Raw genomic sequence first — 15,911 nt, 5'->3', positions numbered from 1 at the left:
CTCGGTCAGAGCCCTCATGATTCCTATCTACGGCAAGGACGCTGAGGAAGTAGCCAAGCCTCAGATTGTTCGCAGGTTCTTCCAGACTCGCTCTTTTCCTCCGCCGCGCCGGAGCAGGTTGACTCGCCCCATGCGCGACGCATATCCGGGCAGGACACGCGATATCGTCACAATGTTCCAAAGTTTAAGCTACTTGACTTTTTCTCTGGCCATGACTTCAATTGCGCCATCTCGGCCGGCACATCGGCGGATCGCCGTGGCGGGTCAGGGCAGGTGCGTCGCAGGTGTGTCTGCCCATCGGCACGGCGTGGAGGGACCACGATGAGCGACAAGAACCAGCTCGACCAGATCACCATCGCGAACGGAGGCATCGACCGGCGGACGCTCATCCGCGGCGCCACCGGGGCGTTGCTGGCTGTGACTGCCTTCGGCCCCGCGGCCTGCGCGAGGAACTCCGGTAGCGGGGCCACGCAGGTGCGGAAACTCGACTTCCAGATCCGTTGGTTGAAGACCGTCGCCTTCGGCGGCTGGTGGGCCGGGATAGAGAACGGTTACTTCACCGAAGAGGGCATCGACCTCAACGTCATTGCTGGCGGCCCGAACCTCGACGTCCAGCAGGTGGTCGCCGGCGGTGGCGTGCCGATAGGTGAGGGCATCACCGACCGGATCATCCGGGGGAAGATCGAGCAGGACCTCCAGTTCAGGATCATCGGATGCCTCTACCAGAAGACGCCAGCCGTCTTCATGTCACTGGGACAGAACAACTGGACCAAGCCCGCGGATCTCGTAGGCAAGCGCATCGGGACAACGCCTGAAGGCGTGCCACTCATCGAAGCCCTGCTGGCGAATGCGGGGCTGCCACGCAAAGACTGGAAGTTCGTCCAGAGCGGATTCGACCCCTCGCCTCTCGTCCAGGGCGAGATCGACTTCTTCCAGGGCTTTCGGACCGACCAGGGCGTGGCCCTGGAGCTCCAGGACATGGAGATGAACTACATCACCTACGAGCAGTTCGGCTTCGACCCCTACGATGCACCGATCTTCGTGCTGGAAGAGACCCTGCAGAAGGAGCGGGATCTGCTCGTCCGGTTCATGCGGGCCACGATCAAGGGCTGGGAGTGGGTGGTCGCGAACCCGGCCAAGGCCGCGGAGCTCACCGTCGACAAGTACGGCACCGACGAGCTGCAACTCGAGCAGCAGAAGCTGGAGAGCGAGTTCCAGGTCGATGACGTGACGAGCTCCGACACCGACGAGAACGGGCTGTTCTACACGAGGGAGAAGAGGTGGCAGGACATGATTGACTTCCTTGCCGACGCCGGCTCCCTCCCGAAGAGCATTCCCGCCACGGACATCTTCACGCCTGAGATTCAGGCCGAGGCCATGGACGGGGCAAGCTCACTGTTGGAAGTCTGAGTGATCGGTCAGATGGAGAACGAGCGACCGGGGATGTCGCCATGGTGCACGTGATCCACGCGGATGCGGTGACGAAGACCTTCAACGTCGGCAAGCAGGCCCTGACCGCGGTCGATGACGTGACATTCGCGGTCGAGCCGGGTGAGTTCGTCTCCATCATCGGCCCGTCTGGATGCGGCAAGTCGACGATGTTGAAACTCATCGCCGACATCTACCAACCCACGAGCGGACAGCTGTCGGTCAACGGACGGTCACCTCGCGAGGCGCGGCTGGGGCGTGAGCTCGGGATGGTGTTCCAGGACCCGGCGCTCTTCCCGTGGCGGAACGTGCTCGACAACGTGTCGCTGCCGCTCGAGATCGCCGGCCGGCTGAACGAAGACTCACGCCGACAGAGTGAGGAACTGCTGCACCTCGTCGGCCTGGGCGACTTCCTCGAAGCCAGCCCTGACCAACTCTCCGGCGGCATGAGACAGCGAGTCGCCATCGCACGCGCGCTCGTACTCGAGCCCAGACTCTTCCTGCTGGACGAACCTTTCGGCGCACTCGACGAGATCACCCGCAAGCGGATGAACCTCGAACTGCTGAGGATCTGGACGCAGGCACACACGTCGGCTCTGCTGATCACGCACAGCTTGTCAGAAGCTGTCTTCCTCTCCGACCGCGTCCTCGTGATGTCACCGCGCCCAGGCACCATCACCGACGATGTACGCATCGACCTGCCGCGACCACGGCAGATCGAGATGTATCGCGAGCAACGCTTCTTCGCGCTCGAGACGCGGATCAGCGACGCGTTGCACCTGACTGCCGGCAGCCCAGAGGTGACGTATGGCCGATGATCCGGCAGGCCCGATCTCGACGGCAGCCGCCGAACGACCTGGCAGACCGGACCGTCCGAGGCTCGCCGGCGGACTCGGGAGTCCTGTCACCCGGGCCGTGGCGATCACAGCGGGCGCACTTCTCGGGTGGCAGTTCATCGGAGCCCCCGTGTTCGAGTTCCTGCCCGCACCATCGGAGATCGTGCAGGTGTTGGTCGATCGTGCCGCGTCACTCTGGTCGGCGACCGTGAGCACCGGATCGGTCGCCGTCCTCGGCTTCGTCATCGGTTGCACGCTGGCGATCATCCTGGCGCTCATGTCGCTGGTGCATCCGTCAGTCGAACACGCCGTCCTTCGTCTGGGACTGGCACTGTACGCAGTGCCCCTCATCGTTGTCGCGCCGATCTTCGTGCTCTGGTTGGGGGTGGGTAGTGCCCGTCCGCGAGTCGCGCTGAGTGCCCTTGCCGTGTTCTTCGGTGTGCTCGTCAACGCGGTCCGCGGGCTCCGGGCGGTTGATCGCAACCGAGTCGAGTTTCTGCGAGTCGTATCGGCGAGTCCGCTGCAGACCCTGCGATATCTTCGCGTCCCGTCAGCCCTTCCGTACCTCATCAACGGCTTCAAGGTCGCGGCACCGGCCGCTGTCTTCGGGGCGGTCGTCGGTGAGTGGGTAGGTGCCAACGAGGGACTCGGTGTCGTCCTGCTGTACTCGCTGTTCCAGTATCAGGTCGACATTCTCTGGACCGCCATGATCCTGACGACGGTGGTGGCGCTGGCCGGCTACGGGATCTTCGGGCTGGCGGAGAAGGTCCTCATTCCCTGGCACGAGTCGGTCAAGACCTCCCGACTGGAGTCGTAGACGTGGCAGCGAAGCGCCGCTCAGCCACGCGGGCGACGACCCTCGCCTCCGGCAGGAGCGGGTGATGGCCCAGACTGTCGGCTCGCCTGAGGGGCCCAGGATGAGCTGGTCGCCCACGAAGCTGGTCGCGAGGGGGATCAGCCTCTTCATCATCGCGTTGGTAGTGGGGTTCTGGGAGGCAGCGGTTCACCTCCTGGACGTGGGGGAGTTCATCCTTCCCGCGCCGTCAGTCATCGCCGCGGCGGTCTTTCATGAGATGCCCACTCTCGGAAGCGCGTTACTGGCCACGTTGATGGAGGCGATCGGTGGGTTCGTCCTCGCGATTCTCGTGGCGGCCCTGTTGGCGATCGGCGTGCAGCGCTCGCGGACGTTCGAGTTGAGCCTGCTGCCTTGGGTGATGGCGCTACAGGCGGTACCCATCGTGGCTGTCACGCCCATCATCGCGCTCATCGTGGGCAGGAACACCTTTACCGCCCTTCTGGTAGCGGGGATGATCTCGTTCTTCCCGATCATGGTGAACATGATTCGCGGTCTCCGTTCGGTGACGGACGAGGGCAGGGAGTTGATGCACGTTCTGGCCGCGTCCGAACCTCAGGTGCTGTGGAAGCTGCGACTGCCGGCATCCCTACCGTTCGTCTTCGTCGGGCTGCGTGTCGGCGTCAGTGTCGTCGTCCCCGGTGCGATGATCGCCGAGTGGCTGACCGCCTCGCAGGGCCTTGGGCAGTACATCATCAACGAGAGCGTCCGATTTCGTTCCGACAACGTGTGGGCCGGCATCCTCGTGGCAACTCTTGCCAGTGTGCTGCTCTTCTCCGTCGTCACCTTCGTCGAGAGGCGAGTGGTCCGTTGGCGCCGCGTCGAGGAGCGTGAGGACATGTGAGGTGGCGTCGGGCTGACGCGATCATCGAGGGATCAACCCACAAGGGCGCGGCTTGCTTCTCTCGTACGTTTTCCGTGGAAGAGGTTGACATGACCGAGGCACAGTCCCATTCCCACCAGTCGGAGTCGCCGCCAGAGCAGTCCCGTCCGATCGCGCCGCTGGACCTTCTCCTCACGGATGCCACCGCTGTCCTCGGTGGAACGGGCGAGTTCTGGGACCTCGACGGCGACCAGTACCACGTCGTCGACGGACGCGCGATCGGCATCCGCGACGGCCGGATCGCCTGGATCGGCCCCACCAGCGAGGCGCGCCACCTGACGAGCCGACGGACGCTCGACGCGCGCGGCAAGATGGCCGTCCCGGGACTGGTCAACACGCACAACCACCTGTTCCAGAACCTCGTCAAGGGTCTGGGCGACGAGATGTATCTCCTGCCGTGGGTCGAGGCGATCATCCTCACCACGAGCGAGGTGATGAGACCCGAGGATGTCTACACGGCCGCGCTGCTCGGTTGTGTCGAAGCGCTCAAGAGTGGGTGCACGTCGTTGCTGGACTTCATGTTCGGACTGCCCGACCCGGAATATCACCGAGCGGTGCTGCGTGCCTTCCGCGACAGCGGTCTGCGTGGGTTCCTCGGTCGTGCCATCCGCGATCTCAATCCCGACAGTGGCTATCGCGATCCGTGGTACCTCCCGCTGGACGAGGTCTTCGACCAGATGCGCGAGCTCGCGGCCGAGTTCCCCAGCGGGCTCCCTGTCCCGAGTGTGTTTCCGGCCCCAGGAACGGTCCGGACGGTCACCACGCAGGGCTTGGTGCGCATCGCCGAGTACGCGGATGCCGAGGGCGCCCAGATCACCATCCACATGGGGGAGTACGTCGAGGAGCGGGACCTGGCGATCGATCGCTGGGGGATGAACGCGTTCGCGAAGTGTGCGGAGATCGGGTTCCTGAGTCCCCGCGTCGTTGCCGCACACTGCGTTCAGGTAGACGAGGCCGAGATGGAGATCATGGCCCGGACGGGGATGCAGGTTTCGTACAACCCGGTGAGCAACTGCTACCTGGGCAACGGCATCGCACCGGTCGTCCGGATGCTCGAGCATGGCATCGACGTGAGCCTGGCGACCGACGGCGGCGCGTGCGGGAACACCCAGGACATGCTGGAGGCGCTACGCTTCGGCGCCGTGTTGGCGAAGACCCAGCAGCGTGACCCGCGCGCCCTGAACGCCCGCGACATGCTGCGTCTGGCAACCATGGGAGGGGCGAAGGCACTCGGACTGTCTGAGCATCTGGGCGCGCTCGAGGTCGGACGGCACGCCGATCTGTTTCTCCTCGACCCATGGCACGTGAAGACAGTGCCTGTGCACGACCCCATCTCGAGCATCGTGTACGGCGCGACGCAGGCCAACGTGGACACGGTGCTTGTCAATGGCGAGATCGTGATCCAGGATGGCGTGTCCACCAGGGTGGACGAGGGATCGCTCATGCGCGAGGCGCAGGCTCGAGCCGACGAGGTGTCGCGCAGGGCAGGGACACGACGCCTCACGCAGGGGAGGCGGTTCACTCCCTTTGGTGCGGACCAGCGAGGCGACAGCCAGGGGAGACGTGATGCGTTCTGAAGAGCCACGTGCACGGTTCCATCCGGTCGTGAACTCCCGGGCGCACGAGGAGGTCGTCGACCAGATCACTCATGCGATCCGCGCAGGCTACTTCGCACCTGGCGACAGCCTTCCCTACCTGGACGAACTCGCCCTGAGCATGGGCGTCAGCAAACCGACCGTGGGTGAGGCGCTGAAGGTTCTGTCGCAGGCGAAGGTGATCGAGACGCGACGTGGGGCGACGGGGGGCGTGATTGTCATCAGCGACATCATTCCAGTCGACGTCCTGGGGTTGACGGCGAATCGGTGGGACCTCACGCCGGCCGAACTCGTCGAGGCTCGCCGTCCGATCGAACTCGAGTTGGCTCGGCTGGCCGGCCTCCGTGCGACTCAGCATGACTTCGATCTGCTCGAGGATTCGCTCGCACGCATGGAAGGAATGAGAACGAAGAAACGAGTCGGGAAGCACGGCTGGACGCATTACGACCACCGCTTTCACTACGTCATCGGTCGAAGTGCGCGGAGCGAAGCTCTTGCCGGATACCAGCACCAGATTCTCGAACAGCTCGTCATCCAGTTCGGCGACTACGTCACACGGATCGAGAGCCGCGAAACCGTGCTGGATCTGCACAGGGAGTTGCTGGACGCCCTGATCACCAGGGACGTCGACATCATCGAGAAGGCGGTCAACGACCACCTCGAGCCGCTCGAACGCTTCGTGGTCGGCATGCGACAGCCGCGGTCCAGGCGGACAAAACGCTCTGCGGGCTGATCACAGTCCTTCGCATTTCGGGGCCGCATGCCGTTGGCCTGACTGCTCAGAGATTGTCCGGATTGCTCCATAGGTCGGGCCACAAAAGCGGCTCGTACCCACCATGCATTGCATGGGGGTCTTATCGGCAGATAAAATAATATCGTGATCTTTGACAATTGTGTGGTCGTCACGATGGATCCGCGACGGCGGATTCTGCGGGACGGAGCGATCGCAGTGGTCGGGTCCTCGATCGTGGCGGTGGGTGACCGCGTGACGGTGCGAGCGCAGTACCCCGACGAGCCGGTCAAGGATCTGAGGGGTTGGCTGGTGATGCCTGGGCTCGTCGACGGGCACGTTCACCTGCCCCAGGCACTTCTCCGCGGATCGGCCGACGAGCTCCCACTCCACCAGTGGATGTCCTCGCGGATCTTCGTCCTCGAAGGCAACTTCACATCTGCGGACGCGAAGGTGTCCACCCGGCTGGCCATCGTGGAGATGCTCAAGGCAGGGACGACCACCTTCCTGGAGACGCTGGTGCTCGGCCGGCACGCGCTGGGCGAACTTGCCGAAGTCATCGCCGAGACCGGAATGCGGGCGGTTCTGCCACGCGCCGTTGGAGATGGAGGGGGTTACCTCGATGAGGCGCCGCTGCACGAAGGGCTACGGGAGCCGCCGGACATCGCGATGGAGGAGGCCGTCGCCGTAGCCGGTCAGTGGAAGGATTCCGAACAGATCAAGATCTGGTTGGGTCCGCGCTCGACCGGTGGATGCCCCGAGCCCCTCCTCCGCGAGGTCGTCGAGACCGCTCGGTCACGCGGCATGGGCATCTGCCAGCACTACGCGATGACCGACCGGGAGCTGGCCTATCTGAGGAACAACTTCGACGCCACGCCGGGGGAGTATCTGCACCGAGTTGGCCTGGTGGGCGCGGACGTCGTTCTGGCACACTGCAGCGGCCTGCCCCCGGAGGAGATCCCCGCTCTGGTGGGCACTGGTACCAGCGTGGTCCACTGCCCCACCGGGCCCGCGAAGATGGGCAGCGGGATCACGCCAGTTCGTGAGCTCGTCGACGCGGGCGTCAACGTCGCGCTGGGGACGGATGCGAACGCCGCCAACAACGGTGCCGATCTCATTCGAGACTTCAAGTGGGTCTCCTATCTCCAGAAGCTCCGTCACCACGACCCCACCGTGGTTCCGGGCGAGGCCGTTCTGGAGATGGCCACCCTCGGTGGCGCCCGCGCCCTGTCCATGGACCATCTGATCGGTTCCATCGAGGTGGGAAAGCGAGCGGACTTCATCGTGCTACGCACCGACGCCCCCCACTGGACGCCCGCGGACTACCCCGTCTCCAACCTCGTCTACTCAGCGACGGGTGCCGACGTGGACACGGCAGTCATCAACGGAGACATCGTGATGGAAGGCCGCCACCTGCTTCACATCGATGAGGAAGAAGTGCTCCGCGACGCGGCCGAGCACTCCCGGAACCTGTACGAGCGGACCGGGCTCGAGGTCCGCAAACTTTGGCCGATGGAGTGATGCCCTGTGTGGGGAAGAACACCATGAACCTTCATGGGCCGATCCCGGAGGAAAGATACCTGCCGTACCTGACGACGACCGATATCGAGGGGTTGCCCAAAGCCGACGCCGCCGTGATTCTGCCGGTGGCCTCCATCGAGCAGCATGGACCGCACCTGCCGATCGTGAGCGACACGCTGATCGGCCAGGTCCTGCTCGGCCGAGCGCTCGAGCGCGCACCGCAGAACGCACGCCTGTGGGTGCTGCCGCCCCTTGTCTACGGCAAGAGCAACGAGCACAGGGCGTTTCCCGGGACATTCACGCTCTCGGCGTCCACGCTCTCCGCCGTCATCCACGACATCGCGGACGGGGTGGCGAGGAGCGGCTTTCGACGGCTCGTGCTCCTCAACAGTCACGGTGGAAATCCCGGTGTTCTCAGTCACGTTGCCCGCGACGTGCGGGAGAAGACCGGACTGATGGTGTTTCCTCTGACGGTCTTTCTCATGGGTCTTCACGACGAAGAACACGATGATGACGAAGCCCGATGGGGAACCCATGCGGGTGAGTGGGAGACATCCCTCCTGCTCCATCTCGCGCCGGACCTGGTCCGGACAGAGCGGACGGAGTCGCTGGGACAACTCCCCAAGATGGCCGACGGAATCGAGCACCTGACCCTGCGAGGACCGGTCACCTTCGCCTGGCTTTCGCAGGACGTCTCGACCACCGGTGTCATGGGCGACCCACGCAAGTCCACGCCGGAGCGTGGCCGCGGAACGGCCGACCTGATCGTCGAGAAGCTCACCGGAGTCCTGTGCGAGATGGCGCGGTTCCAGATGCCCATTCCGGCGGGGAGTGATCAGTCGTGACCGCCGCCCCGCTTGACGTGCTGCTCGAGGGCGGCGTCGTGGTCGATGGCACCGGACAGCCCCGGTTCAGGGCCGATGTCGGAATCCAGGGCGACGTGATCGCCTATGTCGGAACAGACGAAGGCGTTGCCGCCAGGACCACTGTCGACGTGTCGGGTCAGGTCGTCGCTCCCGGCATCATCGACATCCACACGCATTCCGACTTCACCATGCTCGAGGAGCGCCACGGCAGGTCGGCTCTGCGGCAGGGCGTGACGACCGAGGTCGTCGGCAACTGCGGCCAGTCCTACGCTCCCATCAGTGACCTCAACGCCGATGGCCTGACCCAGCGCTCCCTTGCCTGGCAGCCAGGCGTACGGGTGGACTGGCAGAACGTCGACCAGTATCTGCAACGGGTGCGTGAAGGTACCGGCACCAACTGCTACTACCTCGTCGGGCATGCCGCCATCCGCAGTGCGGTGATGGGGTTCGACGATCGTCCCGCGCGCTCGGAGGAAGTCAGGGCGATGGTCAGGCTCGCCGAGCAGGCTCTCGACCATGGAGCACGCGGTCTTTCGTTCGGGTTGGAATACCCGCCCACCCGCCGCGCTGACGTGAGTGAGTTGTCCGCACTCGCGACGGTCGTTGGACGCCACGATGCCTTCCTCGGTTGCCACATGCGGAACCGGGACGAGCACTACGAGCAGTCCACGGCGGAGATTCTTCGCGCCTGTCGCGATGCCCAGGCGACACTGCAACTCTCACATCTCATGGCGAAGCCTGGCCACGCTCCAGGTGCGACGGAGCGGGTCCTCGACCAGCTACAGGAGGTACGTCGAGCCGGTCTCGACGTCGAGGCGGACATGATTCCCTTCGACACCGGACCAGGCTTGGCCACGGCGTTTCTGCCTGGGTGGGCTCTCGAGGGCGGGGCTACGGGCACGCTGCGACGGCTGAAGGATCCGAAGCTGCGAGCCCGGATCCACGACGACAACGACCGGTACTGGAGGTTCGCGGCCACCGGCGCCTGGGACCGGGTGACCCTCGCCTACTCCAGCGCCCATCCGGAATGGGTCGGCGAGAGTCTCGACGTCCTTGGCCAAAGGCTGGGTACCGACGCGTACGACGCCCTGCTGCAGTTGTTCGAGGACGAAGGCGAAGGCATGGGCCGTGTCACCGTCAACGGACGCCTGTTCAGCGAGCAGCACGTGCGCGACTGCATGACCCATCCGCTCTTCACGATCGGATCGGATGGCTGGCGCGGCACCAGGGACGGCGGGCCGGGCGAAGTCGCCCATCACCCCAACTGTTGGGGCTGGGTTCCCCTCGTGCTCGGTCACTACGTCCGCGAGGAAGGTGTTCTCTCCCTCGAGCAGGCGATCGCCAAGATGACGGGACGGTCAGCCGAACGTCTGGGCCTCGAACGCCGAGGACTCGTCCGTACGTCCTATGCCGCCGATCTGGTGGTCTTCGACGCGGACGCGGTCTCGACCGACTCGAGTTACCGAACTCCCGCCCGCAATCCACGGGGGATCTCGGCTGTCTACGTCAACGGTCAGCACGCGGTCGCGAATGGCGCGGTCACCGGAGCCCTGGCCGGCCAGGTGTTGTAGGTGGGTCGTCCGCACCTCCCCGCGCGCCGGTGTGGATCGTGCAGGGATGGGGAGGCCGGCCCATGAGTCCCACTCATCCATCCGTGAGCGATCGCGAGGGGAGCGAACGCCCGCTGGCGGCGGATCATCAGGCCACGCCCAGTTCTCAGCAGGTGCGGGTCGGCGCGTGGGCGGCGGCATCTGCCGCGGTGTTGTTCGGCAGTGCCTTCGTGGCGACGGCGTTCCAGTTGCGCTCCTTCACGCCCACGTCGGCGGCGATGTGGCGCGGCGGCGTCGGCGCCCTTCTCCTCGCTGCCCTCATCCTGGTCCAGCGGACCAGGAGGCGTCGGGCGACGCGACCTGGGCACGGGGAGCCAGTTGCGCGTTGGGCCCGCCGCTGTCGCGTACTCGTGCTCGGTGCGCTCAGCGGTCCGATCTTCATCGTCGGCATGAACTTTGCCGTCGCAGGCGTCGGTTCGACCATCACGGGCTTCGTCGTCGCGCTCTACTCCATCCTCTCAGCGGCCATCGCCCCGCTGCTTCTGCACGAACCGCTCCGCGCCCGCGCCGTCGCCGGTCTCGTCAGCGCGCTGGTAGGCACGGGTCTGCTCGCTCAGCTCTCCCTGGCAGACACGAGTGCCTCGGGGATGGCGGCGGGGCTGGGCGCGGCCGTCAGCTACGCCTGTTATCTGGTCCTTGGCCGTCGGTGGCTCAGTCCATTCGGTATCAGGCCAGAACAGACCGCCCTTTCGGCTGCCGTGCTGACGGTTGTCGTGGTGCTCGCCTGGCTGGCGGCGTTCGAGCGCAGCATGATCATGCCCACACACTGGCGCGTCGACGCGGTGGTAGCGCTGGTGTGGCTCGGTTTCGTGATGGTGGCCGGACAGACCCTCGTGATGGCCAGCGTGCGTCGTGTGCGCGCGGAAACCTCGGCTTCGCTGCTCCTCCTCAACCCTGTCACGGCGGCCCTGCTGGGCGTGACCGTCCTCGGTGAGAAGCTCGCCACCGGTCAGGTGCTTGGAGGCCTCCTCGTGCTGGTCGGTATGGCCTTGGCCTCGGGCCTCTTCGCCGTCCTGCGCCCCAAGCGTCGCCCGACCCACCCGCTGGCGGGCCACAATGATCCACCGCGGCGGGTCCGGAGCCTCTGATCGTTGGGGAAGGTCGGAACTGTCAGCTGGCTTCACGCCACTTCCGGCCAGAGTCTCGCAGCCTGCGCGGACTCCCCTCCTCACCCACTGTTCGGGAAGGGACTTTGCCCGCATCTCCGTGTTTTTCCAGGTCCGGGAGCATGCTTCGTTGTAGTCGGCCTACAGCGTCGGCCAACTGGAAGCAGGTGAGCTGTACGTCGACCCGCGCGCGGTGCCACTGCGTTATCACCACGGCAAGGAGGAGGCCGGTGAGCACGAGGGCACCGTTGAAAACTTGAAGGATGAAGACGCTCTCCAGCAGGCCGCGGCCCTCGAAAGGTCGATACCCGCGACCCGCGGATTCAATGGTGACTGCGGCCACCAATGAAGCACAGGGGGCCACTCCACCCAACTGGAACCGCAGTGCTGCAAACACAATGAGCGGGAAACCGAGAAATACCAGGCCGAAGGTGAAATTTGCGACTATTGTGAGAGCAAGGGTGGCAAGGAGGAGGGCGACGAACTCAATCCGTCTCGACCATCCGACGTGCCTGGCGAGCCGAAATTCGCGCAGAACGAGGAGGAGCGGCGTCACCACCAGGACGCCCAGCACATCGCTCGACCACCACGCGAACCACAGGCGCAGGAAGTCTTTCGCCGGCCAGGACTCCGCCGCTACGAGAGCCGCAGTGCCGATGGAGGCGCTCAGTGACATCGCCGCGAATGCGCCCAGGAGCACAAACGAAACCGCGTCCTTGATCCGATCCAACTCGATCCGGAAGCCCACCCGGCGTAGGAGTAAGTAGGCGCATACCGGGGCGATCGTATTGCCAGAAGCGACCAATACCGCCTCGAGTGCTGGCACAGCCGTCATATTTGACAGGAAAGATCCGACGAATATGCCCGGCCACACCTTGACGCCGAACAGCAGAAGGCAAGCCAAGGCAACTCCCGCCGATACCCAGAGCGAGGTAACCGGCAAACCGGGCGGTGTCGTGAGGACAGCCAGGTACGTACCGGCGTAATATGCCGCAGCCACACCGAAGACCTGCATTCCGAGTAATGCAGGCGGCTTGATTCCACTGGTCGCGCGGCCAACGCCAAGCACAGGATCACGCTACAACCACTGCGGACCAGAGTGCAGGGGCGAAATGTGACGCCCGCACCATCTTGGCCGGCGATCCCTCGCCTGGACCGTCCCCGCAGAGTTGCCGCCGGGGAAGAGTGGCCAGCGCGACCCCTCGTACCCATCGTGCAATGGTGCCGTTACGGGGTGGGCGGTGCCACGTGGGTCCGGTGGTCCTTGGCGAGGCCGTGGAGCGGGCAAGGCTGCCTGGGCTGTCGGGGACACAGGACCCACAGGTCCGCCGCCGTTGCCTGGTAGAGGCGGTACGGGGCTGGCGCGGCCACCTCGTCCCGGTTGAATCGAGTCACGCCTTCTCCATCGGGACGGGGGTAGATCTCGAGCGCGCGGTCGAGGTCGCTCCCCGACAGTTCGCGCGCCTCGCCGGCGGCGTACACGGCGCGTCCGTGGTACGGCGCAACGGTCGAGTCGAAGATGACGATGCTCACCTGCGGACGCTCGGCGAGGTTGCGTGAGTGCTGGGCGTCGGTGGCCGAGAGCCAGTAGAACTCCCGGCCCCCGGCCGAGGCGAAGTAGACCGGGGAGGTCCACGGGCGGCCGGCCGCATCGACCGTCCCCAGCGTCAGGTAGAGGTTCGTGTCGATGATGGCCTGAGCGTGGGCCGCGATGTCGTGGTCTGTCATGCCCAACATCCTTCGCTACCTGACGATCCGGTACCTGAGGTGGGTCGCCGACGGCGTGGAGAGCACGTCGACCACCTCCATCTGTACGTGCTTCTCGTATGGGTCCTCGAACATCCGCGTGCCGCTGCCGAACAGGACGGGCACGAGGTGGATCGAGATCTCGTCGACCAGGCCGGCCTCGATGTACTGCCGCCCGAGGTCGGCGCCGCCCATGACGCACACGTCCTTGTCCCCGGCGGCGGTATGGGCCCGCCCGAGCGCGCTCTCGATGCCGTCGGTCACGAACTGGTACACCCCGCCCGGCGGGTTGTCGGCCGGGGTCTCGTGCGTGACGACGAACACCGGCCGCCGGGCCAGCCCGCTCGGACCGTCCGCGCCCCACCACGGCAGCGAGTGGTCGTAGGTCCGGCGGCCGCAGATCACGGCCCCCAGGGCTTCGCCGGACCGCTCCAGGAAGTGCCGGTTCGTCTCGTCCGTGTCGAACGCCCAGGCGACCAGCCGCAGGCCCCCGTCGCCCATCGGCTCCTCCGGTGTCTGGTTCGACGCGGTCACGAAGCCGTCCAGAGACATGCTGATGTCGAAGACGGTCTTGCTCATGTCTGTACCCCTGTTATCTCGTTGGTGGTCCGGCGATCTGCCGGCCTGTCGAGCATGGCCCCGGCGGCCGAGGTGGGCCATCCGTGGCCAGCACGGATCCACCACGGATCCACCACGGATCACCGCCAAATGCGGGCACGGAACGAGCTCAGAACACCGGGTGAGGGACCATGTTGTGGTGGAGCCGATGGAGATCTCGCCCCGGGAGGCGGAGGTGTTGGCTGCCGTCGGCGAACACCAGTCCAACGCACAGATCGCCGGCCACCTGCACATCTCCGTACGCACCGTCGAGAGCCATGTCTCGTCACTGCTGCGCAAGCTCGGTGTCGTCGACCGCCGGGAGCTGGCCGTTCTGGCCACACGAGTGGCGGAGCCACCGGCCACCGGCGGCCGGTTGACCGGGATCCCGGACAGCCGCACCACGTTCGTCGGCCGGTCGCGAGACCTCGACGTCGCACTGGAGCGGCTGGCCCGGGCGCGGCTCGTGACGCTGCTGGGTCCCGGCGGCGTGGGGAAGACGCGGCTGGCCGCGGTCGTGGCCGAGGCTGCCGCGCCTTCGTACCCCGGCGGCGGAGCGTTCGTCGACCTGGTGCCGGTCCGCGCCGGTTTCCTCGTACCAACCGTGGCGGGTGGGTTGGGCGTCACCGAACGGCCGGCACGGTCGCTGGAGGACTCCGTCGTCGAACGGCTTGGCGTGGGGCGGTCATTGCTCGTGCTCGACAACTGCGAGCACCTCGTGGAGGAGGTCGGCACGTTCGTGGAGCGGGTGCTGTCGGAGTGTCCGGGCACCACGGTCCTGGCCACGAGCCGGCAGCGGCTGGGGCTGACCGGGGAACACGTCGCGCCGGTACGACCGCTGCCGCTGGACTCCGACGCCGAGCGCCTGTTCCTGGACCGGGCACTGGCCGTGTCGCCCGACTTCACGGCCGACCCGTCGGCCGTCACGCGGATCTGCGCCCGGCTCGACGGCATGCCACTGGCGATCGAGCTCGCCGCGGCCCGATCGGCGTCCCTGGGCATCGAGGGCCTGCTCGCGGCGCTGGACGATCAGCTGCGCCTGCTCACCGGCGGTCGGCAGGCCGACGAGCGGCACCGCTCGCTTCGCGCGGTCATCGGGTGGAGCCACGACCTGCTCGACCAGGACGAGAGGGCCCTGTTTCGCCGGTTGTCCGTGTTCGTCGGAGGATTCGACCTGGCCGCCGCGGAGGCGACCACACCGGGCGCGACCCGCGGCGAACTGGCCGACCTCCTCGGACGGCTGGCAGACCAGAGCCTGCTCGTCCACGACGGCACCAGTCCGGGCCGGTGGCGCCTGCTGGACATGGTGCGTGCGTTCGGTCTGGAACAACTCGCCGACGCGGGCGAGGCGGACGCGGCCCGGCGGCGGCATCTGGAGTGGGCGGCAGACACCGCGGCCGCGCTGGAGGCTCGGATCTCCCACGCGTGGGAACCGGACTTCGATGCCGTCGCCGACGATCTCCGCGCCGCGCTGGCCGGGACGGAGCCGGTCCCGGACGTCACCGCCCACAACCTGGGCCGGTCCCTGGCCCATCTGACGTTCGCGCGCCGGTTCTTCGTGGAGGCCTGCGGCCACTACCGCGCCGCCGCCGACCGGGCCGCCGATGCTGTGGCGGCGGGTCGTGACCTGCGCGCCGCGGCCGATGCCGCCGTCATCGTCTCCGCCGGTCCGGCGGCGTTCGACCTCCTCCTGGACGCCGCCGAGCGGGCGCGCGTCGAAGGTGAGGACAACGCCCGAGCGGCCGCCCTGGCCCAGGCAGTCGTCGTCAACCTTCGCAACCCGAACGGTTTCTGGGGCGCGGTGACCTCCGAGCAGCGGTCGGAGCTGCTGCGGGAGGCGACCGCGGCCGCCGGCGCCGATCCGACGGCGGCCGCACTGCTCGCCGCTTCCCGGGCCTGGCACGAGCCGACCGAGCCCACCGCGCCGACGGACCCGACGGACCCACTCACGCTGTCGCGCGCTGCCGTGAACGCGGCCCGGCAGACCGGCGAACCGGCCCTGATCGCTGCCGCCCTCGACCTGCTCGGTGTCGCCGCCATCCGCGCGGGCCGGTTCCGCGAGTCGCAACGCATCCTCGCCGAGCGGATGCGGATCCTCGGCAGGTTGGTCGCCCACGAGCCCACCGATGCGGCCGAGATC

14 protein-coding genes are annotated in these 15,911 nt (G+C 66.4%); 11 read left to right on the top strand and 3 right to left on the bottom strand.

The annotated features are described in order from the left end of the window. The first annotated feature begins 321 nt into the window (after positions 1-321). The 10 genes from ABN028_RS22555 (at position 322) to ABN028_RS22510 (ending at position 11,410) form a co-directional block, all read left to right on the top strand. Positions 322-1,410, top strand: coding sequence for an ABC transporter substrate-binding protein (locus ABN028_RS22555; protein ID WP_349697994.1), 1,089 nt, complete (start codon positions 322-324; stop codon positions 1,408-1,410). A 41-nt stretch (positions 1,411-1,451) separates the two neighbouring features. After that, entirely contained in the window at positions 1,452-2,246 is a 795-nt protein-coding gene (locus ABN028_RS22550) for an ABC transporter ATP-binding protein (RefSeq protein WP_349325569.1), read from the top strand. After that, positions 2,236-3,081: an ABC transporter permease gene (locus ABN028_RS22545; RefSeq protein WP_349697993.1), complete on the top strand. Its 846-nt coding sequence runs from the start codon at positions 2,236-2,238 to the stop codon at positions 3,079-3,081. The genes ABN028_RS22550 and ABN028_RS22545 overlap by 11 nt, the downstream gene beginning before the upstream one ends. Before the next feature lie 100 nt (positions 3,082-3,181). Then, positions 3,182-3,961 (top strand): ABC transporter permease, encoded by a 780-nt coding sequence (locus tag ABN028_RS22540; RefSeq protein WP_349325567.1) that lies wholly within the window; start codon positions 3,182-3,184, stop codon positions 3,959-3,961. An 89-nt stretch (positions 3,962-4,050) separates the two neighbouring features. After that, positions 4,051-5,577, top strand: a complete 1,527-nt coding sequence (locus ABN028_RS22535; protein WP_349697992.1) for an amidohydrolase — start codon at positions 4,051-4,053, stop codon at positions 5,575-5,577. Next, positions 5,567-6,328: a FadR/GntR family transcriptional regulator gene (locus ABN028_RS22530; protein ID WP_349325565.1), complete on the top strand. Its 762-nt coding sequence runs from the start codon at positions 5,567-5,569 to the stop codon at positions 6,326-6,328. Before ABN028_RS22535 ends, ABN028_RS22530 begins: the two co-directional genes overlap by 11 nt. 144 nt (positions 6,329-6,472) lie before the next feature. Beyond that, on the top strand, positions 6,473-7,846 hold the full coding sequence (locus tag ABN028_RS22525; RefSeq protein ID WP_349697991.1) for an amidohydrolase family protein: 1,374 nt from the start codon (positions 6,473-6,475) through the stop codon (positions 7,844-7,846). Positions 7,847-7,869: 23 nt separating this feature from the next. Next, complete coding sequence (locus tag ABN028_RS22520; RefSeq protein WP_349325563.1) at positions 7,870-8,691, top strand: creatininase family protein; 822 nt, start codon at positions 7,870-7,872, stop codon at positions 8,689-8,691. Further along, entirely contained in the window at positions 8,688-10,283 is a 1,596-nt protein-coding gene (locus ABN028_RS22515) for an N-acyl-D-amino-acid deacylase family protein (RefSeq protein WP_349697990.1), read from the top strand. Before ABN028_RS22520 ends, ABN028_RS22515 begins: the two co-directional genes overlap by 4 nt. 83 nt (positions 10,284-10,366) lie before the next feature. After that, positions 10,367-11,410 carry a DMT family transporter gene (locus ABN028_RS22510; protein ID WP_349325561.1) on the top strand — a complete coding sequence of 348 codons (1,044 nt, stop codon included), beginning with the start codon at positions 10,367-10,369 and terminating at the stop codon, positions 11,408-11,410. A gap of 22 nt (positions 11,411-11,432) precedes the next feature. On the opposite strand, the gene ABN028_RS22505 is transcribed toward ABN028_RS22510, so the two are convergent. The 3 genes from ABN028_RS22505 to ABN028_RS22495 all read right to left on the bottom strand — a co-directional run bounded on the left by ABN028_RS22505 (position 11,433) and on the right by ABN028_RS22495 (position 13,753). Then, entirely contained in the window at positions 11,433-12,497 is a 1,065-nt protein-coding gene (locus tag ABN028_RS22505) for an MASE1 domain-containing protein (protein ID WP_349697989.1), read from the bottom strand. A 158-nt stretch (positions 12,498-12,655) separates the two neighbouring features. After that, a complete protein-coding gene (locus ABN028_RS22500) occupies positions 12,656-13,156 on the bottom strand; it encodes a pyridoxamine 5'-phosphate oxidase family protein (RefSeq protein ID WP_349325559.1) in 501 nt (166 codons plus the stop codon). 15 nt (positions 13,157-13,171) lie between these two features. Next, positions 13,172-13,753 (bottom strand): dihydrofolate reductase family protein, encoded by a 582-nt coding sequence (locus ABN028_RS22495; RefSeq protein WP_349325558.1) that lies wholly within the window; start codon positions 13,751-13,753, stop codon positions 13,172-13,174. A gap of 187 nt (positions 13,754-13,940) precedes the next feature. Between ABN028_RS22495 and ABN028_RS22490 the strand changes: the two genes are divergently transcribed. Then, positions 13,941-15,911 (top strand): ATP-binding protein (locus tag ABN028_RS22490; RefSeq protein ID WP_349697988.1); only part of this gene is annotated, 1,971 nt, incomplete at its 3' end.

Origin of the sequence: Actinopolymorpha sp. B17G11 (assembly GCF_040196095.1) — a bacterium.
Lineage (GTDB): Bacteria > Actinomycetota > Actinomycetes > Propionibacteriales > Actinopolymorphaceae > Thermasporomyces.
This window is presented reverse-complemented; position numbering and strand designations above follow the sequence as displayed.